Origin of the sequence: Minwuia thermotolerans, from assembly GCF_002924445.1 — a bacterium.
Classification (GTDB): Bacteria; Pseudomonadota; Alphaproteobacteria; order Minwuiales; family Minwuiaceae; genus Minwuia; species Minwuia thermotolerans.
The window spans coordinates 62,505-88,248 of sequence record NZ_PIGG01000081.1 but is presented as its reverse complement, the minus strand read 5'-3'; the positions used below and the strand labels follow the sequence as shown (position 1 = coordinate 88,248).

General features: G+C 64.9%; 24 protein-coding genes and 2 tRNA genes. 11 read left to right on the top strand and 15 right to left on the bottom strand.

Annotation, left to right across the window (positions count from 1 at the left end; all coding sequences use genetic code 11):
• Window positions 1-34: 34 nt before the first annotated feature.
• The 6 genes from CWC60_RS22700 to CWC60_RS22675 all read right to left on the bottom strand — a co-directional run bounded on the left by CWC60_RS22700 (window position 35) and on the right by CWC60_RS22675 (window position 6,463).
• Window positions 35-679: a hypothetical protein gene (locus CWC60_RS22700; RefSeq protein ID WP_109796192.1), complete on the bottom strand. Its 645-nt coding sequence runs from the start codon at window positions 677-679 to the stop codon at window positions 35-37.
• Complete coding sequence (locus tag CWC60_RS22695; RefSeq protein ID WP_109796191.1) at window positions 679-3,312, bottom strand: valine--tRNA ligase; 2,634 nt, start codon at window positions 3,310-3,312, stop codon at window positions 679-681. Before CWC60_RS22695 ends, CWC60_RS22700 begins: the two co-directional genes overlap by 1 nt.
• A gap of 114 nt (window positions 3,313-3,426) precedes the next feature.
• Window positions 3,427-4,032 carry a DUF2497 domain-containing protein gene (locus CWC60_RS22690; RefSeq protein ID WP_109796190.1) on the bottom strand — a complete coding sequence of 202 codons (606 nt, stop codon included), beginning with the start codon at window positions 4,030-4,032 and terminating at the stop codon, window positions 3,427-3,429.
• Between the two features lie 99 nt (window positions 4,033-4,131).
• The gene (locus CWC60_RS22685; RefSeq protein WP_109796189.1) at window positions 4,132-5,517 is read right to left on the bottom strand and encodes a TolC family outer membrane protein; all 1,386 of its coding nucleotides are present in this window, start codon (window positions 5,515-5,517) and stop codon (window positions 4,132-4,134) included.
• On the bottom strand, window positions 5,478-5,807 hold the full coding sequence (locus CWC60_RS22680) for a rhodanese-like domain-containing protein (RefSeq protein WP_206420107.1): 330 nt from the start codon (window positions 5,805-5,807) through the stop codon (window positions 5,478-5,480). The genes CWC60_RS22685 and CWC60_RS22680 overlap by 40 nt, the downstream gene beginning before the upstream one ends.
• A complete protein-coding gene (locus tag CWC60_RS22675; RefSeq protein WP_206420106.1) occupies window positions 5,804-6,463 on the bottom strand; it encodes a protein-L-isoaspartate O-methyltransferase family protein in 660 nt (219 codons plus the stop codon). The genes CWC60_RS22680 and CWC60_RS22675 overlap by 4 nt, the downstream gene beginning before the upstream one ends.
• A gap of 173 nt (window positions 6,464-6,636) precedes the next feature.
• Here CWC60_RS22675 and CWC60_RS22670 point away from each other — a divergent pair.
• The 3 genes from CWC60_RS22670 to CWC60_RS22660 all read left to right on the top strand — a co-directional run bounded on the left by CWC60_RS22670 (window position 6,637) and on the right by CWC60_RS22660 (window position 8,188).
• Window positions 6,637-6,710: transfer RNA gene (locus tag CWC60_RS22670), tRNA-Cys, on the top strand.
• Window positions 6,711-6,943: 233 nt separating this feature from the next.
• Entirely contained in the window at window positions 6,944-7,969 is a 1,026-nt protein-coding gene (locus tag CWC60_RS22665) for a pentapeptide repeat-containing protein (RefSeq protein ID WP_109796312.1), read from the top strand.
• Between the two features lie 143 nt (window positions 7,970-8,112).
• A tRNA-Asn gene (locus CWC60_RS22660) sits at window positions 8,113-8,188 on the top strand.
• A 313-nt stretch (window positions 8,189-8,501) separates the two neighbouring features.
• On the opposite strand, the gene CWC60_RS22655 is transcribed toward CWC60_RS22660, so the two are convergent.
• Entirely contained in the window at window positions 8,502-9,947 is a 1,446-nt protein-coding gene (locus CWC60_RS22655) for a TrkH family potassium uptake protein (protein ID WP_206420105.1), read from the bottom strand.
• Window positions 9,948-10,398: 451 nt separating this feature from the next.
• Between CWC60_RS22655 and CWC60_RS22650 the strand changes: the two genes are divergently transcribed.
• Together CWC60_RS22650 and CWC60_RS22645 are read left to right on the top strand one after the other, a co-directional pair.
• Window positions 10,399-10,740 (top strand): hypothetical protein, encoded by a 342-nt coding sequence (locus CWC60_RS22650; RefSeq protein ID WP_109796186.1) that lies wholly within the window; start codon window positions 10,399-10,401, stop codon window positions 10,738-10,740.
• Between the two features lie 172 nt (window positions 10,741-10,912).
• Complete coding sequence (locus tag CWC60_RS22645) at window positions 10,913-11,452, top strand: hypothetical protein (protein ID WP_125182857.1); 540 nt, start codon at window positions 10,913-10,915, stop codon at window positions 11,450-11,452.
• A gap of 31 nt (window positions 11,453-11,483) precedes the next feature.
• Here the strand turns inward: CWC60_RS22645 and CWC60_RS22640 are convergent, their stop codons facing one another.
• Both CWC60_RS22640 and CWC60_RS22635 read right to left on the bottom strand, forming a co-directional pair.
• Complete coding sequence (locus CWC60_RS22640) at window positions 11,484-12,017, bottom strand: gamma-glutamylcyclotransferase (protein ID WP_109796184.1); 534 nt, start codon at window positions 12,015-12,017, stop codon at window positions 11,484-11,486.
• On the bottom strand, window positions 12,014-12,976 hold the full coding sequence (locus CWC60_RS22635; RefSeq protein ID WP_109796183.1) for a glutathione S-transferase family protein: 963 nt from the start codon (window positions 12,974-12,976) through the stop codon (window positions 12,014-12,016). Before CWC60_RS22635 ends, CWC60_RS22640 begins: the two co-directional genes overlap by 4 nt.
• Window positions 12,977-13,087: 111 nt before the next feature.
• Here CWC60_RS22635 and CWC60_RS22630 point away from each other — a divergent pair, with 111 nt between their 5' ends.
• Window positions 13,088-14,002: a LysR family transcriptional regulator gene (locus CWC60_RS22630; protein ID WP_109796182.1), complete on the top strand. Its 915-nt coding sequence runs from the start codon at window positions 13,088-13,090 to the stop codon at window positions 14,000-14,002.
• A gap of 5 nt (window positions 14,003-14,007) precedes the next feature.
• Here CWC60_RS22630 and ubiG read toward each other — a convergent pair whose 3' ends face one another.
• Window positions 14,008-14,745, bottom strand: coding sequence for a bifunctional 2-polyprenyl-6-hydroxyphenol methylase/3-demethylubiquinol 3-O-methyltransferase UbiG (gene ubiG / locus CWC60_RS22625; protein WP_109796181.1), 738 nt, complete (start codon window positions 14,743-14,745; stop codon window positions 14,008-14,010).
• 136 nt (window positions 14,746-14,881) lie between these two features.
• On the opposite strand from ubiG, the gene CWC60_RS22620 reads away from it, so the two are divergent.
• Together CWC60_RS22620 and ptsP are read left to right on the top strand one after the other, a co-directional pair.
• Entirely contained in the window at window positions 14,882-16,102 is a 1,221-nt protein-coding gene (locus CWC60_RS22620; RefSeq protein ID WP_109796180.1) for an aspartate kinase, read from the top strand.
• 47 nt (window positions 16,103-16,149) lie between these two features.
• The gene (ptsP, locus tag CWC60_RS22615) at window positions 16,150-18,414 is read left to right on the top strand and encodes a phosphoenolpyruvate--protein phosphotransferase (RefSeq protein WP_206420104.1); all 2,265 of its coding nucleotides are present in this window, start codon (window positions 16,150-16,152) and stop codon (window positions 18,412-18,414) included.
• A gap of 32 nt (window positions 18,415-18,446) precedes the next feature.
• Here the strand turns inward: ptsP and CWC60_RS22610 are convergent, their stop codons facing one another.
• Window positions 18,447-19,040 carry a sugar transferase gene (locus tag CWC60_RS22610; RefSeq protein ID WP_109796178.1) on the bottom strand — a complete coding sequence of 198 codons (594 nt, stop codon included), beginning with the start codon at window positions 19,038-19,040 and terminating at the stop codon, window positions 18,447-18,449.
• 114 nt (window positions 19,041-19,154) lie between these two features.
• Between CWC60_RS22610 and CWC60_RS22605 the strand changes: the two genes are divergently transcribed.
• From CWC60_RS22605 to CWC60_RS22600, 3 genes are all read left to right on the top strand, one after another.
• Window positions 19,155-19,856, top strand: coding sequence for an acylneuraminate cytidylyltransferase family protein (locus tag CWC60_RS22605; protein ID WP_109796177.1), 702 nt, complete (start codon window positions 19,155-19,157; stop codon window positions 19,854-19,856).
• A 70-nt stretch (window positions 19,857-19,926) separates the two neighbouring features.
• Window positions 19,927-20,967 (top strand): hypothetical protein, encoded by a 1,041-nt coding sequence (locus CWC60_RS23390; protein ID WP_125182856.1) that lies wholly within the window; start codon window positions 19,927-19,929, stop codon window positions 20,965-20,967.
• 36 nt (window positions 20,968-21,003) lie between these two features.
• A complete protein-coding gene (locus CWC60_RS22600) occupies window positions 21,004-21,705 on the top strand; it encodes a class I SAM-dependent methyltransferase (protein ID WP_109796176.1) in 702 nt (233 codons plus the stop codon).
• A 4-nt stretch (window positions 21,706-21,709) separates the two neighbouring features.
• On the opposite strand, the gene CWC60_RS22595 is transcribed toward CWC60_RS22600, so the two are convergent.
• The 4 genes from CWC60_RS22595 to hisH all read right to left on the bottom strand — a co-directional run bounded on the left by CWC60_RS22595 (window position 21,710) and on the right by hisH (window position 25,743).
• The gene (locus CWC60_RS22595; RefSeq protein ID WP_109796175.1) at window positions 21,710-22,957 is read right to left on the bottom strand and encodes a glycosyltransferase family protein; all 1,248 of its coding nucleotides are present in this window, start codon (window positions 22,955-22,957) and stop codon (window positions 21,710-21,712) included.
• A complete protein-coding gene (locus CWC60_RS22590; protein ID WP_109796174.1) occupies window positions 22,954-23,976 on the bottom strand; it encodes a phosphotransferase enzyme family protein in 1,023 nt (340 codons plus the stop codon). Before CWC60_RS22590 ends, CWC60_RS22595 begins: the two co-directional genes overlap by 4 nt.
• Before the next feature lie 22 nt (window positions 23,977-23,998).
• Window positions 23,999-25,027: an N-acetylneuraminate synthase family protein gene (locus CWC60_RS22585; RefSeq protein WP_164516700.1), complete on the bottom strand. Its 1,029-nt coding sequence runs from the start codon at window positions 25,025-25,027 to the stop codon at window positions 23,999-24,001.
• Window positions 25,028-25,089: 62 nt separating this feature from the next.
• Window positions 25,090-25,743, bottom strand: coding sequence for an imidazole glycerol phosphate synthase subunit HisH (gene hisH / locus CWC60_RS22580; protein WP_109796172.1), 654 nt, complete (start codon window positions 25,741-25,743; stop codon window positions 25,090-25,092).
• Between the last annotated feature and the right edge of the window lies 1 nt (window position 25,744).

Sequence of the window (25,744 nt, the reverse complement as noted above, 5' to 3'; positions counted from 1 at the left end):
AGGCTCCGGCGGCGGCAAGTACGCCCGCCCGAGGCTATGGCGCAATATCGACGGCATGGGTATAGCCGCCCTGGCCGTCGGGAGCGAAATCGACCTGCACGCGCACATCCCGGCCGCAGATGCGCACGGTCCAGATCTCCCGCCACAGCCGGTCGGCCAGCGGCGCATCGCCGGTGCTGCCCAGCCAGCGCCGGAACTGCGTATCGACGATGTGCCGCGCCGAGCTCCGGCAATCGCCCTCCAGCCGCGCGCCGGCGATGGCGAAGACTGCCGGCGTCGCCTTTACCTGCAAGCGCCCGTCAGCCTTCGACGATCCCGGCAGCAGCACGGTCATGAACGGGCTCGCGCCCTCGCCCGCCGTCACCAGCACGTTGTGCAGCGCCGGCTCGCCGCAGCGGTCGATGCGCACCTGTTCGCGCCACTGTCCGCCGGTCGGTATGGGCAGGCCGGGTTCGAAGGACGGCTCGGTGATGATGCGCAGTTCCTGCCGCCGCATGCCCTTCAGCACCTGCACGCACTGCGGGGCCAGCCGGGTTTCCAGCCGGGCGATGCTGCGGCCCATCTCGTTGAGATAGGCCGGCGCGTTGACATAGGCGCGGAAAGGCACAACCCAGCCCGGTTCCGCCGCGCCGGCCAGTGCGGGCAGAAGGCAGGCCAGCGCTGCCAGCAGGCGGCGCATCAAGCGGCCGAGAGGCGCTCCAGCGCGGCGTTGAGCTTGGTGCGTGCCGCCGCCGCGTCCTCGCGGCGCTCCCGCTCCTGCTCGACCACGTGTTCGGGCGCGCGGGAGACGAAATTCTCGTTGGCGAGCTTCTTCTCGATGCGCGCGATCTCGCTCTCCAGCTTCTCGATCTCCTTCGACAGCCGCGACTTCTCGGCGCCGATATCGATGACGTCGGCCAGCGGCAGCACCACCCGCATGCCGCCGACGACCGTCTCCGCGCCGCCGGCGCCGTCCGGCATGGCGAACACCAGGTCCGACAGCCTGGCCAGGCGGGAAATCATCTGCCGGTTGCGCTCGATCCGCGACTTCCGTTCGTCGTCCGCATCGGGAAAGTGGGCGACGATCTGGGCGCCGGGCGGGACGTTGGTCTCGGCCCGAACGGAGCGGATCTCGGAGATCAGGTCGATGACGAAGCCGAATTCCGTCTCCGCCTCCGCGTCGGCGAAATCGATGGACGGCCAGTCGAGGGCCGAGACCGAACCCTCGCCGCCCGTGCGCTGCCAGAGCTCCTCGGTGACGAAGGGTGTGAAGGGATGCATCATCGCCAGGATGCGGTTCAACGCCCAGCCCGCGGTGGCGCGGGTCTCGCCGGAAACCTCCGCGTCGTTGGACTGCAGCGCCGGCTTGGCCAGTTCCAGATACCAGTCGCAGAAGGTGTTCCAGACGAAGCGGTAGGCTGCGCCGGCCGCCTCGTTGAAGCGGAAGGCCTCCAGTTCGCGGTCGATCGCCTGGGCCGCACGCGCCGCCTCGGCCGCAATCCAGCGGTTGACCGGCTGGGTCAGGGCCGCCGGGTCGAAGTCCGCCGGCTCCGCGCACTGGTTCATTTCGCAGAAGCGTGCGGCGTTCCAGATCTTGGTGGCGAAGTTGCGGTAGCCGGCGACGCGTTGCGGCGAAAGCTTGATGTCACGGCCCTGGGCGGCCATCGCCGTCAGCGTGAAGCGCAGCGCGTCGGCGCCGTACTCGTCGATCAGGTCCAGCGGATCGATGACGTTGCCCTTCGACTTGGACATCTTCTGGCCCTTCTCGTCGCGGACCAGGGCGTGGATGTAGACCGTGTGGAACGGAATCTCGTCCATGAAGTGGAGGCCCATCATGATCATGCGGGCGACCCAGAAGAAGATGATGTCGAAGCCGGTGATCAGCACGTCGGTCGGGTAGTAGCGCTCGAGCTCCGGCGTCGCCTCCGGCCAGCCCAGCGTCGAGAACGGCCACAGCGCAGACGAGAACCAGGTGTCGAGGACGTCCTCGTCGCGGGTCAGCTCGACCTTGCGGCCATAGTGCTTCTCCGCCGCGGCTGCCGCCTCTTCCTCGGTGTGCTCGACGAAGATCGCGCCGTCCGGCCCGTACCAGGCCGGAATCTGGTGGCCCCACCAGAGCTGTCGGCTGACGCACCAAGGCTGGATGTTGCGCATCCACTCGAAATAGGTGTTCTCCCAGTTCTTCGGGACGAACTGGATGCGCCCCGACTCGACGGCCTCGATGGCGGGCTTCGCCAGCGTGGCCGCATCGACGAACCACTGGTCGGTGAGCCACGGTTCGATGACGACGCCGGAGCGGTCGCCATAGGGCACCGTGTGGGTGATCTCGTCGATCTTCTCCAGCAGGCCTTCGGCGTCCAGATCGGCGATGACCTTCTCGCGCGCGGCGAAACGCTCCAGACCGCGATAGGCCTCGGGCACGTTGTCGTTCAGGACCGCGTGTTCGTCGAAGATGTTGACCATCTCGGCGTCGTGGCGCTTGCCGACCTCGAAGTCATTGAAGTCGTGGGCCGGCGTGATCTTCACCGCGCCGGAGCCCTGTTCGGGATCGGCGTATTCGTCGGCGACGATGGGGATGCGGCGGCCGACCAACGGCAGGATGACGTGCTTGCCGATCAGGCCGGTGTAGCGCTCGTCGTCGGGATGAACCGCGACGCAGGTGTCGCCCAGCATCGTCTCCGGCCGGGTGGTGGCGACGGTGATGAAGGCGCCGTCCTCGCCCTCGACCGGATAGCGGAAATGCCACATGTGGCCCTTCACTTCCCGGTTCTCCACCTCCAGATCGGAGATCGCGGTCAGCAGCTTCGGATCCCAGTTGACCAGCCGCTTGTCGCGGTAGATCAGGTCCTGTCTGTAGAGGTCGACGAAGACCTTGCGGACGGCGGCGGAAAGCCCCTCGTCCATGGTGAAGCGCTCGCGGTCCCAGTCGCAGGACGCGCCCAGGCGGCGGAGCTGGTTGGTGATGGCGCCGCCCGACTCCTCCTTCCATTCCCAGACGCGCTCGACGAAAGCCTCGCGGCCCATGTCGCGCCGGTTCTTCCCCTGCTCGGCGAGCTGTCGTTCGACGACCATCTGGGTGGCGATGCCGGCGTGGTCCGTGCCCGGCTGCCACAGCGCATCGCGCCCCTTCATGCGCCGCCAGCGCATCAACACGTCCTGCAGCGTGTTGTTCAGCGCGTGGCCCATGTGCAGGCTGCCGGTGACGTTCGGCGGCGGGATCACGATGGTGAAGGGATCGCCGTCCACCTGGCCACAGCGGAACAGACCGCCCTGTTCCCATTCACGATAGAGCCGCTGTTCGACCTCCTGGGGCCGATAGGTCTTGTCCAGCATCGCCGAACCCGCCGTTTCCGATTGAACTGACACCGCCCGCGGCGCGCCCGCGCCGGGATGCAGGGTACTAGGGCGCGGGACGCCAGGGCGTCAAGTGGAAGGGCGGCGGAACGCTCAGCGCTTGCTGTCGTCGACCTCGCCGGCGAGCTTGGCGATCTCGCGTTCGACGATGCGCTGGACGATCGCCGGCAGGTTCTTGTCCAGCCATTCCTTCAGCATCGGCCGCAGCAGCTCCTTGGTGATGTCTTCCAGACTGCGGTGGGTCGGCACGGAAATGTCGCGCTGGGAGGAAACCCGGTGGGTGAGCGCGGCGAGCGAGGCCGCCGATTCGGCCGCGGTGACGTCGGAGATCAGGCGGTCGGTGATCGTCTGCGGCGACACCGGCGGGGCCGGCGTTTCCATGCGGTCGTCTGCCGCGTCGCCCGTCAGGTCGGTGTCGGAGCCCTCGTCCTCGACCATGTCGGTCAGTTCGAGAACCTCTTCCTCTTCGGGCTCCGGCTCGGGTTCGGGTTCCGGCTCCGGTTCGGGCGCGAACACCGGCTCGGGCTCCGGTTCCGGATCGGAGTCCGGCTCGGAGTTCAGCATCTCCTCGACGGAATCCTCCTCCTCGGCCGCCTCCGGCTTCGGCTGTTCTTCCTCGTCGTCTTCGGAAATGATCCGCCGGATGGAGGCGAGAATCTCCTCCATTGTCGGTTCGTTCTGGGCGTTGGCGTCGCTCATGATCTTTCCGTGTTCAATGACGGCCGTCGGTCGCGCGGCGTCCGGAATGGCCAGCGTTGCACGGATGACGCTAAAGCTTGGTTAACGCCCCCGCAATGCTCACTCCGCCCGCGGTTGGGTGCCCCACCACTGATCGCGGACCTGCCTGTAGTGGACATCGGGGTCGTAGGCTTCGACCGCCAGGCCAAGCACCGCAACGCTGAGCCGCCCTACGGCGTCCAGCAGTTGATAGGCCCCGACATACTCGTCGCGCTCCGCCTGAACCAGCGCGACCTGCGAATCCAGCAGGTCCTGTTCGGCATCGAGCACGTCCAGCGTCGTGCGCGAGCCGACCTGCGCCTCCTGGATCACGCCTTCCAGCGCGATCTCGTTGGCGCGCACCTCGGCGCGGCCGGCCACGATCCGGGCGCGTGCGGTCTCCAGCGCCTCCCAGGCCTGGGTCACGCCTTCGCCGACCAGCCGGCGGGTCTCCTGCACTTCCAGCATGCGCTGGCTGTGCACGTTCTTCTGCTGGCGCACGCCGCTGTGGACGGCGCCGGCCTGATAGATCGGCACCGTCAGCACGCCGCGCAGCCGCAGCGTGGTGTTGTCGTCGCCGGCCTGGGTGCCGTTGCGCGAATGGGTCGCCAGCGCCTCCACGTCGACCTGGGGCAGAAGCTGGCCATAGGTCGCGCGGATGTCGTGCTCCGCCGAGTCGGCAGTGTTGACCGCGACCAGCAGATCCGGATTTTCCGCGTACGCGATCTCCAGCGCCAGCTTCTCGCTGGGCGGCACGTCGGGCAGCGGCGGCGGCGGTTGCAACTGATCGGGCATGTTGCCGACGACACGCTCATAGGCCGCGCGCGCGGCGATCAGATTGCCTTCCGCCTGCGCCCGGTCCGCCGCGGCGCGTGACAGCGCCGCCTGTGCCTGGGCCACATCGGTGCGGGTGATCTCGCCGACGCTGAAACGATCCTGCGCGGCCTCGAGCTGACGCTCCAGCCGTTCCTCGTTGTTCAGGTTGAGCTGCACGATCGCCTGATTGAGCAGCACGTCCATGTAGACGGTGACGGCGTCGAGCAGGATGTCCTGCTCGGTGGAACTCAGATTGGCGCGGCCGGCCAGCACCAGCGCCTCGGCGGAATCGACCTCGGCCGGCGTCGTGCCGCCGTCATAGACCGGCTGGGTCAGGTTCAGCGTGGCGTTGAGCGGTGCGGTTGTGTCGGAACTCGCGATGCCGCGGATTTCCTGGTCGTTGAACTGCAGACCGCCGTCGGCCGTGGCCACGACGGTCGGCCGCCAGCCCGACAGCGCCTGGTTGACGTTCTCGTCGACGGCGCGGAGGTTGGCGCGCTCGGCGGCCAGCGTCGGATTCGTCGCATAGGCGGCGATCAGGGCTTCGCGCAGGGTCTCGGCTGCGGCCGGTCCGGCAAGGGCCGTCAGCAGGGCGGCGCCGGAAACCGCGCCTAGTAGCGCGCGATTGACGGGTCGATTTCGAGCGACCATCTGTCGATGCCCCCTTCCATGTTGGTGACATTGCCGAAACCCTGCTGGCGCAGGTAGTTGACCGCCTGCATGCTGCGGCCGCCATGGTGACAGTTGATCACCACGGGCCGGTCCCGCGGCACCTCGGCCACGCGCTGGGGCAAACTCTTCAGCGGGATCAGGAGGGCGTCCTCGATATGACCCTGGTCGAACTCCCAGGGCTCGCGCACATCGACGATCGCGGCGCCCTTCGCGCGCATATCAGCGGCCTCGGCGACCGTCACCTCCAAAGGCAGTTCGGGAGCGCTCAAAACACGAAACTCTTCTTCTTCTCGAAGCCGGGCAGGACGGGCGTCGCCGCGTCGAAGATCGTGCGCCGGCCGATCCCGCCCACGCGGGTGAAGATGGTCAGCTTGCCGATGCCGCCCTCGCGCAGCACCGTCATCAGCCGGCCGCCCTCGGCGAGCTGGTCCAGCAGAGTCTCCGGCACCTCGGCCACCGCGCCTTCCAGGATGATCACGTCGAAGGGTCCCTGGTCGGGAATGCCCTGCGCCAGTTCGCCCTCGACCACCGCCACGTTGGCGATGCCCAGGCCCGCCAGCGTCTCGGTGGCGCGGCGGACGAATTCCGGATCCTGCTCCAGCGCGATCACCGTTCCGGCCAGCGCCGCGGCCACAGCCGCGCCGTAGCCCGTGGTGCAGCCGACCATCAGCACCGTATCGTCTGCCTCGATGCGGGCGTCCTGCAGCATGCGCGCCAGCACCATCGGCTCCATCATGTAGCGGCCCTCGCCCAGCGGCAGATCCTCGTCGACATAGGCGATGCCGCGCAGTTCCTTGGGCACGAAGGCCTCTCTCGGCACGCGATCGATCGCCTCGATCAGACGCTCGTCGATCAGCCGGTTCGGCCGGAGCTGGCTGTTGATCATGGCCTGGCGCGCAGCCTCATAATCCAGACTTGTGGACATTCACCCTTTCCCGGAAGCGAGCGGACCCCCTCGGATCCACGGAAATCTCATGCAATTCGTGGCGTTATAAGGTGCGCGGGATCGCCGCGCAATGCGACCGGAACGCAACACCGCTTCCCGCTTGACCCGTTCGGGAGCGGGGCCTATACCGCAGCCCGCCCACTCATTGGAACGGCGCGGTGGCGGAGTGGTGACGCAACGGACTGCAAATCCGTGTACACCGGTTCGATTCCGGTCCGCGCCTCCAGCCCTACTGTCAGTCCAATGGCCCGGCATCCGGGAAGCAGCGGGTTGAATGCCGGGGCGATCTCTCTCAAGTGAAATGCAGACGGGGTCGCCCGGCCCCGAAGGCGGCGTGGACGTCCGGCGGCGAAGCCGCCATTGACCGCGGCCGCCGTATTCCCTTCGCGGCGGCGGCGAGAGCGCCGCTTCGGATCCCTCGCACCCCCCCCCCGGCAACCATCGCAGGAGCCTCATGCCATGATGCCGCCCAGGAGAACCGCACCATTCAATCCCCGCGGCTTCTGGCATTGGCGCCACGCCCCCGTTGTGGTGGTGCTCGCCGCGGCGGTCGCGGCCACCCTGCCGCCCTACCTCGTTGCAACATGGCCCGCTCCGCTCGAAGCGTTCTGGGCCTGGCTGAACCGGGGCCACGGCGCGGACGGGGTCACGAACGGCGCCACGCTGCGCGATCTGGGGCTGATCCTGCTCGGGCTGATGGCCCTGCCGCTGCTGGTATGGCGCAGCATCACCGCCCACCGCCAGGCGGCCCGACAATTCCGGCAGCTCGAGTCGGGCCAGCGCGGCAACCGCTACGGCCGGCTTCAGGATGCCGCCGGGATGCTGGGCGCTGACTCCCGACAGGAGCGGATGGCCGCGATGTTCGTCCTCGACGAACTCCGCCGCGAGGATCCCGCCGCCTACCATGTCCCGGTCATGCGCCTGCTGACGGCCTGCTTCGAGGATACGCGCGGTCCGGAAAGGCCGCCCAATGGCGAGCCGTCCGCCGCCGGCGGCGGGAACATCTACACCGAAGACGAAAAGCGCCTGCTGTTCCGCACGCTCGGCGCACGCGACGACAGGATGAAACGCGCCGAGCGGGCCGCCGGCTACCACCCGGAACTGCGCGGGGCCCGCATCCCCGCGCCGCTTTCCTGCCACTTCCTCGACTTCTCCGGCTTCGATTTCGCGAAGATGGACCTTTCGGGGATCCGGTTCGAGGGCTGCGATTTCTCCCGCGCCGGCCTTGATCGCTGCGGACTGCGCCATTGCGCCTTCTTCCGCGGCGCAATGAAGGGCGTCCACATGACGGGCAACGCCATCGACGGCGCGACGTTCCACAGGGTGGAGGGTCTGAGCCCCAGACGGCTCAAGCACAACGCCTATGACTGCGAAGACGGCCGGCCTGCAGCGTTCATCGACGCCACGACCGGCGAGGAGCAGCCGGTCGATGTCACTCCGGCCCCGGAGGCAGCCGGCGGCAGGACGGCCGCGGAGCCCGCCTGATCCTGCCGGCGATCATGGCGACACCGGCGCCGGCGCAGCGATCGCGCGGCGGTCGCCGATGCCGCGGCACGGCCGGGGACGGCCGGATTTTTCGCTGGCCAAGCCATGGGGCCTTTGTTATATCGCCGCTCCGCCACGGCTGGTCCTCGGTAGCTCAGTTGGTAGAGCAAGCGGCTGTTAACCGCTGGGTCGTAGGTTCGAGTCCTACCCGGGGAGCCAACCGGCGGCGGCATTTCCCGATCATCTCCACCGCGGCCTGAGCGAGGCGTTGTACCCTCCGCCGGGCGGAATCCGTTGTAGCCTTCGGTCGAGTTCGTCAGGGCACTCCGCTCGCACGCGACAGGCGGACGCGCCCGCCTCGGGTTGAAGCCCCTGATCCGACTGAAGAAATCAGAAACAGGCCGGGTGCGCCTCCACACTCAAGCCCGGTCCGGCGGCCGATGACGGACCCTGCGCGAAGGCGCGCAGCCGTCGTTGGCCGTTGCAGCGCCGCTCCGGCCACACGCCACCGCGGCAATCGTTCCGCCGCCGGTCAGTTCCGCCAGAACTCAGGGTCCAGCAGAACCAGCACGGTAAACAGCTCCAGCCGCCCCAGCATCATAGCGGCCGACAGAAGCCACTTCGCAGTGTCCGAAAGCGGCACGAAATTGCCCGCTGGTCCGATGATGCTTCCAAGACCCGGTCCGACATTGGTCAGCGCTGTGATCGTCGCGGTCACCGATGTCACCATGTCCAGTCCGGTCATGGAGAGCAGAAGGGACCCGAAGGCGATCACGACCACATAGGCCGCCAGAAATGCGAGCACCGACACCGGAACGTCGGCTGGCAGCCGCTGGCCGCCATATTGCGGCACATGAACGCGATGGACCGAGGAAAGCCGCCGGATCTGGCCCACCACGGTTATCGCCAGGATCTGGATACGATAGGTCTTTACCGCGCCCGAGGTCGAACCGGCGCAGCCTCCCATGAACATCAGGAAGAGAAATGCGGTGACCGCGAACGAGCCCCAGAGCTGATAGTCAGTGGTCGCATAGCCCGTGGTCGTGACGATGGAGACCACGTTGAAGACGACCAGCCGCGCCGCAACCGTCGGGTCGCCGCCCTCGGTCAGCCAGAGCCAGAGCGTGAACAGCGCGCAGACGCCGAACACGACCGCCAGGAATCCCCGCACCTGGGGATCCTTGTAGAAGGCGTCGGGCCGCCCTCGCAGTGCGTGGACGTAGGCGGCGAATGGCAGGGCGCCGGCGATCATGAACAGTGACGCGGCCCAGTGCAGCGCAGGCTCCTCGAAATATCCGAACGAGGCGTCGTGCGTGGAGTATCCACCGGTCGACAGGGTCGTCATGGCGTGGCAGATGGCATCGAAATCGCTCATGCCCAGAATCTTGTAGGTCAAAGCAGCGATCACCGTGAGGCCGGCGTAGACGCTGAAGATCCAGGCCCCGAACTGCACGGCCCGCGGAACCGCCTTCTCGAACTGGTCCGAACTTTCCGTTCTGAACAGCTGCATGCCGCCGACGCGCAGGAACGGCAGCAGCATGATGGCCATGAGGATGATTCCAGCGCCCCCCATCCATTGCAGCAGGGATCGCCAGAACAACAGGCCCCGATCCGCCGTATCGAGCCCGGCGATTACGGTCGATCCGGTGGTGGTGAGGCCCGACATCGCCTCGAAATAGGCGTCTGAATAATCAAGGCCGTAGAACAGGAACGGCAGCGCCGCCGCCGCGGGGAGGCTTGCCCAGGCGAGCGAAGTGAGCACGAACGCGTCGCGCAATCGCAGGGATATGCCCTGCCGTGGTCTGGATGCAATGACCAGCAGACCGCCGAGTGCAAGGACGACAAGCATGGATTCGAGAAAGCCGACAGCGAAGCCGTCGATCGTGACCAGGTCGATCAGGATCGGCACCAGCATCAGCCCGGCGAGCCCGCACCAGAGCATGCCGACGATGTAGAAGATCGACTGCAAATTCAGCAAAAGACGACCCCAATGCCGCGGGCCGTCATCATCCGCCCCCGCCCCCGGCATTCAACGGCGAAATCGCCGCATGGCCGGGACGGGTACCTGACTGCGTCCCGGACGGCACAATGGCGACCCGTCAGCAGGGTAGTCACAGCCGATGCTCGCCTGCGCCGTCTGCTCTTCGCCAGAAATTGCGCCCGGCGCCTGTCCAATGGACCACAGGTGACCAAAAAATATCGGTGATCCGACTCTTTGCAATTTTGCCGAATTCAATAATATTCAAGACATTATTCTCAGAACATATGAGGTTATGCTTCAGTTAAAAAACGAAAAATCCATGAATTTCAATCGAACATCCCTGATATCATATTTTCGCCATATTTAAGCCTCACTTTGAAAAGCGTGTGAATTCGCCGGATCACAATGGCGATTTGCAACAAGATCGAAACGTCACAGGGAGACAGACATGGCGAACGACAATATTCTGAGCCGCGGCAAACCTTACGGAATCGGCATCACCGGCGGCATCGTCGTTGGCGTGATCATCGTATTCGCCAGCGGCTGGGGCGTGACGTCCGCCGCAATGGAAGATGCGGTCCACGACGCGAAGGTCGAACCCATGGCCTCCCTCTGCGCGGCCGAGGCGATGCGCTCCTGGGAGGCGCAAGGCAACACGGCGGAGGAACTCGCTGGCTGGGACAATCGGGAGAAGCGGGAAGAACTGGCGAAATCGGTCACCAGTGAGTGGCCGGTCCCCGATCCCCTGAAGGACGATATCAACGACGCCTGCGAAGGGCAGATGGCGTGACACCGACATGCGCCTCGGCCGGATGCCGCAAGGGGTCCGGCCGGGGCGTCGTCGATCCCGGCCCGCGCGATTCCGCAGATGCGGCGGTGCTCTGGACCGGATCGGCCCTGATACGGCAATCGAGAGGAACAAACCCATGCGATGCCATCGTATCCTGTCCGCCGGGACGGCCGTGGCGCTGCTCTGCCTGTCGCCGCACGCATCGCTCCTGGCGGAGGAAATGGTCGAAGGCTGGACGGTTGAATGCCTCGACGGGGCGAGTGAGGACAACTACCTCTGCGCCGTCAGCAAGGAGTTCGGCGGCCGATTCGAGATTTACAGATCGGGCGCACGCATCGGCGAGCGCATCGTCTTTGTTGGACCCACGATAAACCCTGGCCCGCCAACGCTCTCCGACAAGGCGCCGGAGATCATGCTCGAAGGATGGGCCACAAGCCGCGACATGCGCGACCTCGGTCCGATCCTGCTGCTGCGCAAGGGTTATGACGCGGTCGCCAGCTACAGCGACCGACGCGGCAAGCGCCATCAATTCAAGGTCGAATCGGAAGGACTCCACGAGGCCATGCTGGAGATGGACCAGCTAATTGACCAGCTGGGTGAGGAACTGGGGCTTCGTGTCGAGATCCGCTATGGCTTTCCCGCCGAGATCGACAGGACCCTGGTGGACCGCGCGCAGTTCAAAGGCGCCCCCCTGGTCAACGAAAGCACCTGAGCCGGCACCGCGCCAATCGTCCGCCGTGCCGTCACAGCCGGTCGGCCACGGCCTCCATGAAGGCGTCGCGGACGCCGATCTCCCGCAGGTGTGCGACTGTCTCCCGCACATAGTCCACATTGCGCCCGCTGTGGCCCTCGGCGCGGCGCACCGTCTCCACCGCCGTCTCCACGCTGATGCGGCCGGCATATTGCGGGTTGGCCCGGTCGACGGTGAAGGTGAGACCGTGCACCGCGCCGCCATCGGCGAGGTCGAGGCGGACATGGGTGGGCACGTAGACCGGCGTCACCATCTCCCGGGCCGCCAGATAGTCGAAGGCGGCCTGCGCTTCCTCCTCGGGCACGCGGTAGGCGGCGCCGATGCAGGAGCCGCCGCGGTCCAGGCCCATCACCAGTCCCGGCGCGTGCTGCAGCCCGCGGTGATGCCAGGACCAGACGCAGAGCCGGCGGTGCCGGCCGCGCAGCAGCGCCTGCTGGCGCTCGGCGTGTTCGAAGCCGGGCCGCCACATCAGCGAGCCGTAGCCGAAGACCCAGAGGTCGCCCCGGGGCAGGTCGAATGCGCTCACGCCGCCTTCAGCCGCTCCCGTCCGTGCGGCGCGCCGAAGTCGATTTCCGGACCGATCGAGACCACGCGCGTCGGGTTCACCCAGGGATGGCTGTAGTAGTAGTGCCAGCGGATGTGCTCCATGTTCACCGTCTCGGCGACGCCGGGCCACTGATAGAGCTCACGTGTCAGGCCGAACAGGTTCGGGAACTCGATCAGCCGGTTGCGGTTGCACTTGAAGTGGCCGTGATAGACATGATCGAAGCGGATCATGGTCGGGAACAGCCGCCAGTCGGCCTCGGTGACGCGGTCGCCGGCGAGGTAGCGCTGTTTCGAAAGCCGGTCCTCCAGCCAGTCCATGGTGTCGAACAGCTCGGTCACCGCCTCCTCATAGGCGTCCTGGGTCCGCGCGAAGCCGGAGCGGTAGACGCCGTTGTTGACGGTCTCGTAGACGCGTTCGTTGACCAGATCGATCTCGTTGCGGAGGTCCTCCGGGTAGTAGTCGTCGGTGTTGCCGGTGAGATCGTCGAACTCGGAATTCAGCATCCGGATGATCTCCGCGCTCTCGTTGGAGACGATGCGGCCCGTCTTCCTGTCCCAGAGCACCGGCACGCTGACCCGGCCGGTATAGGCCGGATCGTTGGCAGTGTAGACCTGATGCAGGTAGGTGAAGCCGTTGACCGGATCGCCCGTCGCGCCCTCGAAGTCCGTCGTCAGCTCCCAGCCGTTCTCCAGCATCAGCGGATGGACCACGGAAAAGGAAATGTGGTCGGCCAGCCCCTTCAGCTTGCGGAAGATCAGTGTGCGGTGGGCCCAGGGACAGGCATAGGAGACGTACAGGTGATAGCGCCCGGACTCCGGCGGGAATTCGCCACCCTTCCCGACCCAGTTGCGCAGCTGGGCGTCCTTGCGGACGAACTCGCCTTTCTTGCCCGGCTCGCGGGGCTTGTCGCGCCAGACGCCGTTTTCCAGCAGGCCCATCGCAGATCTCCCATGTCGTTTCCCGTTTCGGTTCATCTGGGACGGTAACGCTTGGCGGCCAGAGGCGCGCGTGGAAGAATTCGGTTTCCGGATGGAAACGGAACGGAGCCCATGCACGACCTGACGGCCATGGCGGTGTTCGCGGCGATCGCGGAGGCGATGAGTTTCAGCCAGGCGGCGGAGCGGCTCAACCTGTCGAAGTCCGCGGTCTCCAAGCAGCTCGCGCGGCTGGAGGAGCGGCTGGGCGCCAGGCTGGTCAACCGCACGACGCGCCAGATCAGCCTGACGGAAGTCGGCGAGATCTACTACGGCTTCTGCGCCCGCATCCTGAAGGACGCGGAGGCCGCCGACATGGCCGTGGCGCAGCTGCAGGCTGCCCCGCGCGGGCGGCTGCGCGTCAACGCGCCGATGAGCTTCGGCACCATGCATCTCGCGCCCGCGGTGGCGAGCTTCATGGCGGAATACCCGGACATCCATGTCGAGCTGGAACTGACGGACAGCTTCATCGACCTGATCGACAGCGGGTTTGACCTGGCCATCCGCATCACGCAGATGGCCGATTCCAGCCTTATCGCGCGGCGTCTGGCGCCCTCGCGCAACCGGGTGATGGCCAGCCCCGCCTATCTGAAGAAGTTCGGCCGGCCGGAACATCCGGGCGATCTGAAGCGCCATCGCTGTCTGATCTACGCCAATTCGTCGGAGACGAGCTTCTGGACCTTCCGCCGGGGCGATGAGAGCCAGCAGGTCGCCGTCGACGGGCCGCTCCGCTCCAACAACGGCGAGATCCTGCGCGACGCGGCCATCGCCGGGGCCGGGCTGTCGATCCAGCCGCTCTTCATCGCCTGGCAGGCGATGCGCCGCGGCGAGCTCGTGCCGGTGCTGGAAGACTGGACGATCCGCGAGCTCTCGATCCAGGCGGTCTATCCCCACCGCCGCCACCTCTCGCCCAAGGTCCGCGCCTTCATCGACCACCTGGCCGGCTGTTTCGGCGACCCGCCCTACTGGGAAGACCTGGAAACGAGATAGGCCGCCTACCCTTTCCCGCGTTCGGCGCAGGCGAAGTAGTTCACGTCCAGGTCCTTCGCATCGAGCGACCAGCCGGCCAGCGGCGAGTAGACCAGGCCGGTCAGGTCGGTGACCTCCAGACCGGCCTCCCGGCACCAGCGGGCGAGTTCGGACGGCTTCACGAACTTGTCATGGGCATGCGTGCCGCGCGGCACCCAGCCCAGCACGTACTCCGCGCCGACGATGGCGAGCGCGAACGACTTGGCCGTGCGGTTCAGGGTGGAGAAGACGACGAGCCCGCCGGGTTTCACGAGGCTCGCGAGCGACTGCACGAACAGCGGCGGATCCGCGACATGCTCGATGATCTCCAGCGCGAGGACGGCGTCGAAGCGTTCGCCCTTCTCGGCCAGGGCCTCGGCCGTGCCGTGGCGGTAGTCGATCTTCAGCCCCGCCTCCGCGGCGTGCAGGCGCGCGGCCTCGATATTCTTCGCCGCCGCGTCGACGCCGGTGACTTCGGCGCCGAGGCGCGCCAGCGGCTCCGAGACCAGTCCGCCGCCGCAGCCGATGTCAAGCACGGAGAGTCCCGTCAGCGACGCGGCGCCGGCCCCGCGCCCGGAATGCCGCGCCAGCCGGTCGGCCAGATAGCGCATGCGCGCGGGCGTCAGGCGATGCAGCGGCTTCATGGGTCCGTCCGGATCCCACCAGTCCTCCGCCATCGCGGCGAAACGCTCAATCTCGTCCGGGTCGACCGTGGTCGAGGTCATGGCTGCATTTCCTACCGGCTGGTAACACGGAAGCGCCCTTGCGGGCCGTCCCGTGCAAAGTTAAGAGGTGCCCGCGCCCGGCCGCAAGGGCGCGGGTTTCAGCATCATCCATCCACGTCGAGCGGCTTGGGATAATATGGCGCGCATCGTCATGAAATTCGGCGGCACGTCCGTCGGCGACATCGATCGCATCAAGGCGGCGGCCCTGCGCGTCAAGCAGGAAGTCGACGCCGGCAACGAGGTCGCGGTCGTGGTCTCGGCCATGTCGGGGGAGACCAACCGGCTGGTCGATCTGGCGCGGGCCGCCTCGCCCATGCACGACGCCCGCGAATACGACGTCGTCGTCGCTTCCGGCGAGCAGGTCACCATCGGCCTGATGGCGATGGCGCTGCAGGCGGTCGGCGTCCATGCACGCTCCTGGCTGGGCTGGCAGGTGCCGGTGCACACCACCGACGTGCACAGCTCGGCCCGCATCACCGGCATCGACACCGACGAGATCATCCGCCGCTTCGGCGAGGGCCAGGTCGCGGTGGTCGCCGGTTTTCAGGGCGTGGCGCCGAACGGCCGCATCACCACGCTGGGCCGCGGCGGCTCCGACACCTCCGCCGTGGCGCTGGCGGCGGCGCTGCAGGCCGACCGCTGCGACATCTACACCGACGTCGACGGCGTCTACACCACCGACCCGCGCATCGTGCCCGCGGCGCGCAAGCTGGCCCGCATCACCTACGAGGAGATGCTGGAACTGGCCTCGCTGGGCGCCAAGGTGCTGCAGACCCGTTCGGTGGAATTGGCCATGAATCACGGCGTCCGCATACATGTGCGGTCGAGTTTCAGCGACGAGCCCGGCACACTGGTCGTCGACGAGGAGGAAATCGTGGAACAGCAGATGGTCAACGGCGTGACCTACGCCCCCAACGAGGCCAAGATCACGCTCCGCAAGGTCGCCGACCGCCCGGGCGTTTCCGCCGGCATCTTCGGGCCGCTGGCCGACGCCAACATCAATGTCGACATGATCGTGCAGAACGTTTCCGAGGACGGCGCCACGACCGACCTGACCTTCACCGTGCCGCGCGACAGCCTGGACCGGGCGCTGAAGGTGCTGGACGGCGTCAGGGACGAGGTCCAGTGGAGCGAGCTGACCGCCGACCCCAACGTGGTCAAGGTCTCCATCGTCGGCGTCGGCATGCGCAGCCATGTGGGCGTCGCCAAGACCATGTTCCGCGCGCTGGCCGAGAAGGGCATCAACATCCAGGTCATCACCACGTCGGAAATCAAGGTCAGTGTGCTGATCGGCGCGGACTACACGGAACTGGCGGTCAGGGCGCTGCACAGCGCGTTCGAACTCGACGCGGCCTGACAGGGGGCCGGAAGGGAGGACGACATCGGCACAGGGGCGATATCGCCGTGAGCGGCGGACAGGCCATGACCGGGCCGCGCTTCCTGATGCGCCGCTTCCGCGAGATCATGCGGAGCGGCATGACGCCGGAGGAACGCCTGGAGCAGGTCGTCCGCCTGATCGCCGGCGCCATGGTCGCCGAAGTCTGCTCGGTCTACCTGATGCAGCCGGGAGGCGTACTGGAACTCTACGCCACCGAAGGCCTGAAGCGTGAGGCCATCCACCAGACCCGCCTGAACGTGGGGGCCGGCATCGTCGGCCACATCGCCGCGCTTTCCAAACCGCTCAGATTGCGCGACGCGCGCTCCCACCCCCAGTACGAGTACCGGCCGGAGACGGGCGAGGAAGCGTTCCGCTCCATGCTGGGCGTGCCGATCCTCTACGCCAACAAGGTGGTCGGCGTTCTGGTGGTGCAGAACGTCAAGGAACGCAACTACACCGACGAGGAGGAAGAGGCGCTGGAGACGGTGGCCATGGGCTTCGCCGAAATGGTCGGCGTCGGCGCTCTGGTCTCCCCCAACGTGCTGGCGGAATCGGTCACGGCGACCAAGCGCGCCGCACGGCTGACCGGCCGGCCCCTCTCGGACGGCTTCGCCATGGGCACCGCGGTGCTGCACGCGCCCCGGATCGAAATCACCCGGACCATCGCCGACGACATCGGCCAGGAACTGGAGGATCTCAACGCCGCCATCGTCGACATCCAGTCCCAGATCGACGAGATGCTGTCCCAGCCGGTGCTGGCGGCCGGCGAATCGCGGGAGGTCATGGAAGCCTTCCGCATGTTCGCGCACGATCCGGGATGGCAGCGCCGGATGCGGGAAGCGGTCGAGGCCGGCCTGACCGCCCAGGCCGCCGTCAAGCGCATCCACGACCAGACCCGGGCCCGCTTCCGCCAGGTGCCGGATCCCTATATCCGGGCGCGCATGGCCGACATGGACGACCTGGCCAACCGCCTGATCAACCGGCTTCAGGGCGGCCTGAACGCCCTGAACGAGGAACTGCCCGACGACATCGTGCTGGTCGCCCGCGACATGGGGCCGGCGGAAATCCTCGATTTCGGCGAGGAGAAGCTGAAGGCCGTGGTGCTGGAGGAAGGCTCGTCGGGCTCTCACATGGCCATCGTGGCGCGCGCCATGAACATCCCCGTCATCGGCAATGTCCGCGGCGCCACCGAACAGATCGACACCGGTGACCCGGTCATCGTCGACGGGGAGCACGCCCAGGTCTTCATCCGCCCCGACCAGAACGTCATCGACGCCTTCGACGAGATCGAGAGCGTGCGCGCGCAGGAGAAGGCGCGCTGGGCGGCGCTGAAGGACGTGCCCGCGGTCTCCAGGGACGGCGTCGCCATCGAGCTGCTGGCCAATGCCGGGCTGCTGCTGGACATGCGCCATCTCGATCAGACCGGCGCCGCGGGCGTCGGCCTGTTCCGCACCGAGCTGCACTTCATGGTGCGCGGGCGCCTGCCCCGGGTGCGCGAGCAGACCGAGTACTACCGCGCAGTGCGCGAACTCTGCAACGGCCGCCGGCTGGTGTTCCGGACCCTGGACGTCGGCGGCGACAAGCTGCTGCCCTACATGAAACGCGAGAAGGAGGAGAACCCGGCCATGGGCTGGCGGGCGATCCGCATCTCGCTGGATCATCCGGGCCTGTTCCGCATGCAGATCCGCGCCCTGCTCCACGCCAGCGCCGGCGAGGAACTGGACATCATGTTCCCGATGGTCGCCGACATCGCCGAGTTCAAGGCCGCGCGCGAGGTGCTGCAGCGCGAACTGGACTGGGCCCGCAGGCGCGGCCATCCGCTGCCTGTCCATATCCGCGTGGGCGTGATGCTGGAGGTGCCGGCGCTGGTCTGGCGGCTGCCGGCGCTGCTGCCGCTGGTGGACTTCGTCTCCGTCGGCTCCAACGACCTGATGCAGTTCATGTATGCGGTCGACCGGGGCAGCGCGCGCGTCGCCGACCGCTATGACCCGCTGAGTTCGGCCTTCCTGTCGGTGCTGCGGCGCATCGCGCGCCAGTGCGAGCAGGCCGAGGTGCCCTTCTCGATCTGCGGCGAGATGGCCGGCCGGCCCGTGGAGGCGCTGGCGCTGCTGGCGCTCGGCTTCCGCCAGCTTTCCATGCGCGCCAACGCCATCGGCCCGATCAAGGAACTCGTGCTGGCGACCGACATCGCGGCGCTGCGCAAGGAGATGAACGGCTGGCTCGGCCGCGACGACCGCACGCTGCGGCCGATGCTGCAGGACTACGCCGCCCGCCACCAGATCGAGGTGTAGGAGAAACCTCTTCCCTGCCCCCGCGCGGGGGCTCAGTGGCTGCCCTTGCCCAGCACCTGCCGGACCGTCCACCAGATGATCTTGAGGTCCAGCCACAGGCTTTGCTCGCGCACATAGCGCAGATCCAGGGCCTTGCGTTCTCCGGGACCCGCCTCGTTGCGGGCCAGGGCCTGGGCAAGACCGGTAATGCCGGGCCTGACCCGGTGGCGCTCACGCCATTCCTCGGGCGCATAGAGTTCCTCCTGCGCCGGTACGTCGGGGCGCGGGCCGACCAGGCTCATCGAACCGCCGAGCACGTTCAGGAGCTGTGGCAGTTCATCGATGCTGGTGCGGCGGATGAAGCGGCCGATCCGGGTGATCCTGGGGTCGCCCCTGGCGGTGGAGTAACCGCCGATGCGGTCGGCGTCGGCGACCATGGAGCGGAACTTCAGCATCCGGAACGGCCGTCCGCCGCGGCCGACGCGGACCTGGCGGTAGAAGGCGCCGCCGGGACTGGTCGACGCCACGGCCAGCGCCACCGCCAGCAGCAGCGGCGACAGCGCCAGCAGGGCGACGAGCGAGACGGCGATGTCGAAAAGGCGCTTCACGGCGATGGTCGAATCCAGCAAAGTGAGTTGGGGTGACATCGTCTTCCTAGCCGATCCGCCCGACACCGACAATCTGCCGTTCCGCGGAGAATGACGAGTCGTCGACGGGATGCTATCTTTCACCGGAACATCTGCCGTTCATCGGAGCCGTGCATGATCGGAGATCACTCTGTCCTCGCAGTCATTTGTGCGAGAGGCGGCTCTAAAGGCCTGCCCCGGAAAAATGTCCTCGACTTGGGCGGGAAGCCGCTGATTGCCTGGTCGATCGAAGCGGCGGTCCGATCTCGGATCCTGGACCGCACAGTCATCTCCACCGATGATGAAGAAATCGCGGCGGCAAGCCGGGCAGCCGGAGGCGAGGTACCGTTCCTCCGCCCGGCGGAGTTGGCAACCGACGATATTCCCGTAGCGGAGGCTGTCATCCACATGGTCGAGAACCTCGAGTCGCGCTACGATATCGTGGTCTTGCTGCAGGCTACCTCGCCATTCCGGATTGCCGATGACATTGATGCGACCGTGCGTCAGTTGGTCGAACATGGCGGCGATTGCTGTGTAACCTTTTCCGAATTGCCCAAACCCGCAAGCTACATCGTCGAGATCGACGCCGAAGGCCGCGTCTGTCCGATGGATGGTGGCGGCTTGCTCAAACGGCGCCAGGATTCGAAACCGAAGTACTGGCCGAACGCGCTCGTCTACGCTGTCTGGACCGACTATCTGATCAGGGAACGGAAATTCTACGGGGAGCATACGATGGCCCATGTCACCCCGTACGAGCGTGCAATCGATATCGACACGCTCTACGATCTCGAAGTTGCGCGCGGTCTCGTGCTACGTCCCGGGTTCCGACTTGGCTGACAGAACAGGGCAAATCGCGGGCATGGCTCGGCATCGCCTACTCGTATCAGCGCGCGACATGGGCGCTGCGTTGGCCATTGATCCGGTGATCTCTGAACTCGTCGGCAACACGGATGTCGCCGCGATCCGCATGATTTGCGGCGAGCCCGCATGGGGGCACCTGAAGAAGCGTTTTGGGAACCACCCGCAAATCGAGTTGCGTCGAATCAACGCCGTGGCTGCCTCACCGAACGATCCAGCCATACACGACCTCATCGGTAGTTGCCGTGCTGAGATCGACCATTTCCGACCGACCGCAATCCTGGGCGGGCTTTCCGGTCCCGATATCGGGGTCGACGAAGCCCTAGTGCACGCCGCCGGGCGGGAACGCTGCATCTCCGTTCAGGACTGGCCCGGATGGGTCGTGCATGGTGTGGAAGGGGCTGCGGCCCATTATCTCGTCGCGAACCACCAAGCGGCCAAGATGACCCGCGCTGGTGGCGTTAACCGAGTCACCATCGTGGGTGCCTTGGGACGAACTCGCCATTTCGCAGTCAACCACAATTCGGATCCTGTTCGCGCGGAACATACGCTGTTTCTAGGTCAACCGCTGCACCACCTTTCCGGTTACCTTCGAACCCTATCGGAACTCGGAGATTTTCTGTCGGCGCGAGGCATCGAATGGCATTATCGCCCTCATCCACGGGAGACAGATGACGAAGTTGCAATGCTCTGCAAGAGATTGGAACGTCGAGGAACACGAAAGCCACCGACGCTGACGGGCGAAAACGTCCTGAGCGAAGACCTCGCGCGCTCCCGCCTAGTCCTGTCCTGCTTCTCATCGGCAATCGAGGACCGGATGGTGCTAGGCACACGGCCCGGCATTGCGCCAGCGACCAGCGTATACCTACTCCAGGAGCCCGATGTCATGAATGCGTACCTTACTCATTCTGCAGGTGGGTTACCGCTTCCGGTCCAACTTGGACTCGCCAGCGTTGTTCGAACGCGCGGGACAATCGGAACCGTACTCGACGGCGCTTCTCCGCCGCGCGCGGACGCCGTGCTGACACTCTACCCGGAGCCCAGCCCGAAGCTTGCCGCGCGCGTATTGTTGGGCTACATCAACACTTGAACTCTGAATTGTTTAATCTACAGGACGATTTGACACATGAGCCATAACTTGAAAACAAAAACGTCCGCAGAAGAATACCAACAGCGGCACAAAGAAGGGTATGGACTAAGATATCCTGATGGACATATAATTCGCGCATACGAACAGGTAATTCGAAAGCACTTTGATGATAAAATTTCCGAAAGGTCGCTTCTCGATTTCGGATGCTGGAATGGAACGCATACAAAGTATTTTTCTGACAAGGGATTTGATATATACGGTGTTGATATTGTTGAAGGCGCTTTGGAAGAAGCTAGGTCGATTAACCCAGACTATCAGGATAATTTCTTTAAGATAGATGATAATTCAAATCTTAACAATGTATTATCACAGAAGTTTGATGTTATTTTTAGTAATCAGGTTTTGTATTTTTTAACTCCAACTACTTTTGAAAAAAGACTTAGAGAATTTGACTCTCTATTAAAACAAGGGGGTATAATTTTGGCAACCATGATGGCAAGAGATTCTTATTGGTCTATGTATTCCAAGGGTATACAGCAAAACGGTCTCGAAGAAATCGATCTGTCAAATCATAAGCGTCTAAAAGGAAAGCATTATGTCCGTTTTATTGAATCGAAAGAGCATCTCTCTTCGGTCTTTTATGTCTTCAAGACGTTAAAAATTGGATATTATAGCTCAACTATTGACGTCAATGAAGGAATTGGTTCACATTATATTTTTATTGGGGCAAAGAGGTAATATTTTAAGTTCTGGGAATTGAACCTCCATTTGTTAATTTAACCATCTCAATTGAAACCCTTAATGCTGAATTCAATTGATCGGCATTTGTAATTTGAGATTCATATTGGCATTTTTGCAAATGATTGAGTTCAAACGGGATCGCCGCCAATTGGCGAAGTGGGCGGGCAATTCCTACCTTGTCGAAAGGAAAGAACCGGGCGTACGGTGAGTCCATATATTGCAGTACCGGCTTGCCGAGCAGGGCGGCCTGATAGCTGACGCTGGAATTGATCGTCACCATTGCGTCGACTGCGTGTAGGACGACGTGGAGGTCGTCGTCGCGGCGATTCACCGAGACCCATTCCGGCCGATTGCCCTCGCGGATCAGTTCGTTCGGGTGATAGCGTATCGCGAGATGCATCCGGTCGGCCCGCCGACCGACTTCCTCGACCAGCCGGCCTTCAATTCGCGCCGGCAACCCCGGGTCCGCCGCCTCTCCGGTCAACGGATGCACGGGTCCGTGAAGCTGCGAGACCCATAGCAGTACGAACCGATCACCCCAGCCATGGCTTTCCCGAAAGGCGGCCGCCCTAGCCTTCAGATCCGGCGCGAAAAGGTGTTCATATTGCGGACCGCCTGTCATGCGCAGCATCTCGTCGTTCGCGCCCGCCGCGCGCAACCGTTGCGCCGCCCAGTCATTGTCGATGCAGACAATGGCGTTCTTCCGCGGGCGACCGACCCATTCGGCCTCGCCGTCCGCAAGCGACGGCCAGATCACCACATTGGGCAGACCCAGCTCATCTGCTGCCTGAAGGAACGCGCGTTCCATCCTCGGCGAATTGGTGGTCAGCAGCACGTCCGGCTGGAGCCGTTCGATTGCACGCCTCGCGAAACGCGAGGGCAGGAAGGCGGCGCGGCCCCTTTCACGATAGAGCTGTGCCGCCCTCGCCTCCCCCACGTCCTCGACGAGTTCACGATAGGAAATGCCGAGATAGGCAGCGGATTCCCATTCGGGCACAGGGCCGCCAGGCGATAGATCGAGAGCGAGCTCGGCGCCGACGCGCAGCGCCTCAGCGTCAAGTTCCGGGTCAACCAGATCGCGGACACGGAGCGGTGCGAACCCGGCAGCATCGAGCCGATCCCAAGCGGTTGTCAGGCCGAGCGCAACGATCTCGAAGCCGCCCATCCGCTTCAGTTCACGCAATACCGGCAACACCATGTTGACATGGCCAGCGCCATAGCAGACGGCCAGTACTCGCTTGGCCCTCATTTGCGCCACCTCGGCAGCGTCGCCTCCATTGCGGGCCTGAACCGTACGTGCATGTCGGCCAGACGATGGAATTTCTCCCATTCCTCATCCGGCCAGTCTCGCCCCGTGGCCCGGAAATCGGCCAGGATCGTCAGTGGCGTCAGCAGGTTCCAGTCCAGCGCAGCGCGAAACCCGTCGGCTGCCGCCGCAGCCGCTGCTTCTCCCTCGCCCACCGCATAGCCATTGAACAGAGCATCGAGACACTGTGCACAGAGCGACGCTTCGGAGACGACGTCCAGGACGATACGTTCGAAGGCCAGGGCGAGGTCGACTGCCGTCGGCAGGTACTGGCGCGTGGCCTCCTCGAAGTCGAGGAAAACAAACTCTTTTTCTGTGTCTTCACGCCAAAGCACATTGCCAGCATTCAGGTCACCGTGGATCACCTGTTGCGGCAAGCTGGAAAGCACCGCCCAAGGATGTGTCGACAAGGATGAGACATGATCCGCGGCCCAACGCATTGAAAGGCGATGCAATCGCTCCGCGAAGGCCGACAGATCGCGATTGCCGGCAAGTAGCCAGCGTACTCGCTCGTCCGAGCGAGACGCCACATCATCGCGCAGTTCGGACGGTATCCGCCGCAGCGCCCCATGCAACTGTGCAATCCTGAAGCCCAGCCTACGCAGCGAATCCGGTTCGGGCGGAATCGTAGCTGCCTCGACCCAAGGATAGACGAACAACCATCTTCCGTCCGTCCATCGTAGCGGCTCCGGCACAATCATGGTGCACACTCCGACACCGAGCAGCCGGACGCCCCGTGCGATGGCTTCTGCTGCGATTCCCGTCGAAACAGCCGATTCCGGAATTGCCTTCACGAAGCAGGCTCCGGTTCGACCGACGAGCCTGAAGTACCGCAATTCGGACGCGTCGGCCGTTCCTTCGGGGCGCTCGACGCGGTTGATCTCGTCCAACTCGGTCCGAACGGTGGCACAAAGGCTGGCGGCGGTCTCCGGGTCGGCGCACACCCAACGCCGTGCGCTCATTCCCGGCGGCGCCGGGGGACGATCAGGAAGGAGGCTCAATGTCTTCCCAGCCGACTGGCTCACCGGCCGCCACTTCGCGCCGAGCCTGCCAGCCTTCGATGATTGGCCAATGCTCGGCGCCGACGCCCAGCGGGGGCAGTGCGAACCCGACATTCGAAAGGCTCAGCATCTCGCCCGTGGACAATCCGCGTGCGGCCACTGCTCCCATGCGCGAATGGGGGACGGGCCGGTCCGAAGGCCGGGTTCTCCGACCATCGCCCAAGGCGTCGTAGATCATCTCGACCTGACGGCGAAGGGGCTTGAGGTCGGAAAGACGCATCGCATGATAGACGTCTTGGTCGGAATCCGGATCATCGACCGTCAAACCCTTTTCCAGAACGACGGCCCCAAGCGCCGTCGCTGCCAACATCATCTCATTGCCATGATGATGATCGGAGAGCCCGGCATTGAGGTCGAAAGTTTCAGCGAGCCGGGGGATCATCATCAGTTGGTGACGCGCAAGCGGGGCTGGCGGCGCCTCCGGCGAGTGCTCGACGATCAAGCCTCGTTCGCGTGCCGGCGCCGCCCATTCCAGGGCGCGAGCGATTTCCACCATAGTCGATTTCCCGGTGTCCACGATCAGCGGAACCGGTGCCAAGGCAGCCGCGGCAATGAGGGGCTGATGGGTTATGTTCGAGGAAGGGATCTTGATGGCCACGGCGCCGCTGTCGACGGCGAGATTCAGCCCCTCCAGATCGTATACGGAAAGCACCAATTCGAGACCGGTATCTTGAATGAAACGGAACAGCCGCCTGTGTTCGTCCTTGCTGATCACCTTCTTGCTGATCAGACGGCGGTAGTCGACCGTGACCGGGCGGCCCCTATTGTCGAGAAAAGTTTCCATGGTGCCACAATTCAGCGCGATTGCCTCGTCGTGCAGGACCGCCGCCTTGATGATGGTTAGCCCAGCGTCCCTGACCGCTTTGACCATATGTTGCGCCATGGCAATATCCGCGTTGAAGAACATGTCGATATCGGGCAGCAAGAGCGGTGGATTGCCACCGCCGAGCATTCGGGAACCGATCCGCACTGGAGTTCGTAATCTCATCGGAATTCGTCCCTTCCTGGAGCAGTCTAGCCCATTTCCAGAAAGCGCCGCAGGATAGCCAGCCCCACGGGACCGCTCTTTTCCGGGTGAAACTGGAAACCAACCAGGTTTTCGTGGTGGACGGCGGCACAGACGCTGTCGCCAAGGTAGTCAGCGCCAGCGAGATAGTGCTGTCGGTTCGCGGGCGCAGCGTGAAAGCTGTGCACGAAATAGACCTCATCCCCCGGGCGCACCCCTTCGAGCGGTGTGCCATTCCAGCGCTCCACATTTTCCTCTGGCGGTATCAGTGCTGCCCATCCAACGTGCGGCACTTTGCGGCGTGTTTCGCCCAGTTCCTTCGCCAAGCCGACCACGCCGCCCGGCAGATAGCCGAAACCCGTCACAGGGCCGAATTCCTCGCTCTCATCCAAGAGCATCTGCATACCGACGCAGATGCCCATTACCGGGCGCTGCCGCAGACGGACGACTTCCTCGATCGTTTCATGGAAACCCCGTTTCCGAATAGCGGCAACACAAGACCCGAAAGCGCCAACCCCCGGAATGACGAGACGCTCCGCGCGCGCGGCTTCCTTCGGCGAACTTGCGAGGATTGGCGCCGCACCGCAGACTTCAAATGCGCGTGCGACGCTGCGGAGGTTGCCGACGCCGTAGTCGAGTATCGAGACCGAGGGCCCGGCCATG

What these genes read in the sequence shown, in the direction of transcription:
- CWC60_RS22700 (WP_109796192.1), bottom strand. Translation starts at nt 679, where the DNA reads ATGCGCCGCCTGCTGGCAGCGCTGGCCTGCCTTCTGCCCGCACTGGCC.
- CWC60_RS22695 (WP_109796191.1), bottom strand. Translation starts at nt 3,312, where the DNA reads ATGCTGGACAAGACCTATCGGCCCCAGGAGGTCGAACAGCGGCTCTAT.
- CWC60_RS22690 (WP_109796190.1), bottom strand. Translation starts at nt 4,032, where the DNA reads ATGAGCGACGCCAACGCCCAGAACGAACCGACAATGGAGGAGATTCTC.
- CWC60_RS22685 (WP_109796189.1), bottom strand. Translation starts at nt 5,517, where the DNA reads ATGGTCGCTCGAAATCGACCCGTCAATCGCGCGCTACTAGGCGCGGTT.
- CWC60_RS22675 (WP_206420106.1), bottom strand. Translation starts at nt 6,463, where the DNA reads ATGTCCACAAGTCTGGATTATGAGGCTGCGCGCCAGGCCATGATCAAC.
- CWC60_RS22665 (WP_109796312.1), top strand. Translation starts at nt 6,944, where the DNA reads ATGATGCCGCCCAGGAGAACCGCACCATTCAATCCCCGCGGCTTCTGG.
- CWC60_RS22650 (WP_109796186.1), top strand. Translation starts at nt 10,399, where the DNA reads ATGGCGAACGACAATATTCTGAGCCGCGGCAAACCTTACGGAATCGGC.
- CWC60_RS22635 (WP_109796183.1), bottom strand. Translation starts at nt 12,976, where the DNA reads ATGGGCCTGCTGGAAAACGGCGTCTGGCGCGACAAGCCCCGCGAGCCG.
- CWC60_RS22630 (WP_109796182.1), top strand. Translation starts at nt 13,088, where the DNA reads ATGCACGACCTGACGGCCATGGCGGTGTTCGCGGCGATCGCGGAGGCG.
- ubiG (WP_109796181.1), bottom strand. Translation starts at nt 14,745, where the DNA reads ATGACCTCGACCACGGTCGACCCGGACGAGATTGAGCGTTTCGCCGCG.
- CWC60_RS22620 (WP_109796180.1), top strand. Translation starts at nt 14,882, where the DNA reads ATGGCGCGCATCGTCATGAAATTCGGCGGCACGTCCGTCGGCGACATC.
- CWC60_RS22610 (WP_109796178.1), bottom strand. Translation starts at nt 19,040, where the DNA reads ATGTCACCCCAACTCACTTTGCTGGATTCGACCATCGCCGTGAAGCGC.
- CWC60_RS22605 (WP_109796177.1), top strand. Translation starts at nt 19,155, where the DNA reads ATGATCGGAGATCACTCTGTCCTCGCAGTCATTTGTGCGAGAGGCGGC.
- CWC60_RS22600 (WP_109796176.1), top strand. Translation starts at nt 21,004, where the DNA reads ATGAGCCATAACTTGAAAACAAAAACGTCCGCAGAAGAATACCAACAG.
- CWC60_RS22595 (WP_109796175.1), bottom strand. Translation starts at nt 22,957, where the DNA reads ATGAGGGCCAAGCGAGTACTGGCCGTCTGCTATGGCGCTGGCCATGTC.
- CWC60_RS22590 (WP_109796174.1), bottom strand. Translation starts at nt 23,976, where the DNA reads ATGAGCGCACGGCGTTGGGTGTGCGCCGACCCGGAGACCGCCGCCAGC.
- CWC60_RS22585 (WP_164516700.1), bottom strand. Translation starts at nt 25,027, where the DNA reads ATGCTCGGCGGTGGCAATCCACCGCTCTTGCTGCCCGATATCGACATG.
- hisH (WP_109796172.1), bottom strand. Translation starts at nt 25,743, where the DNA reads ATGGCCGGGCCCTCGGTCTCGATACTCGACTACGGCGTCGGCAACCTC.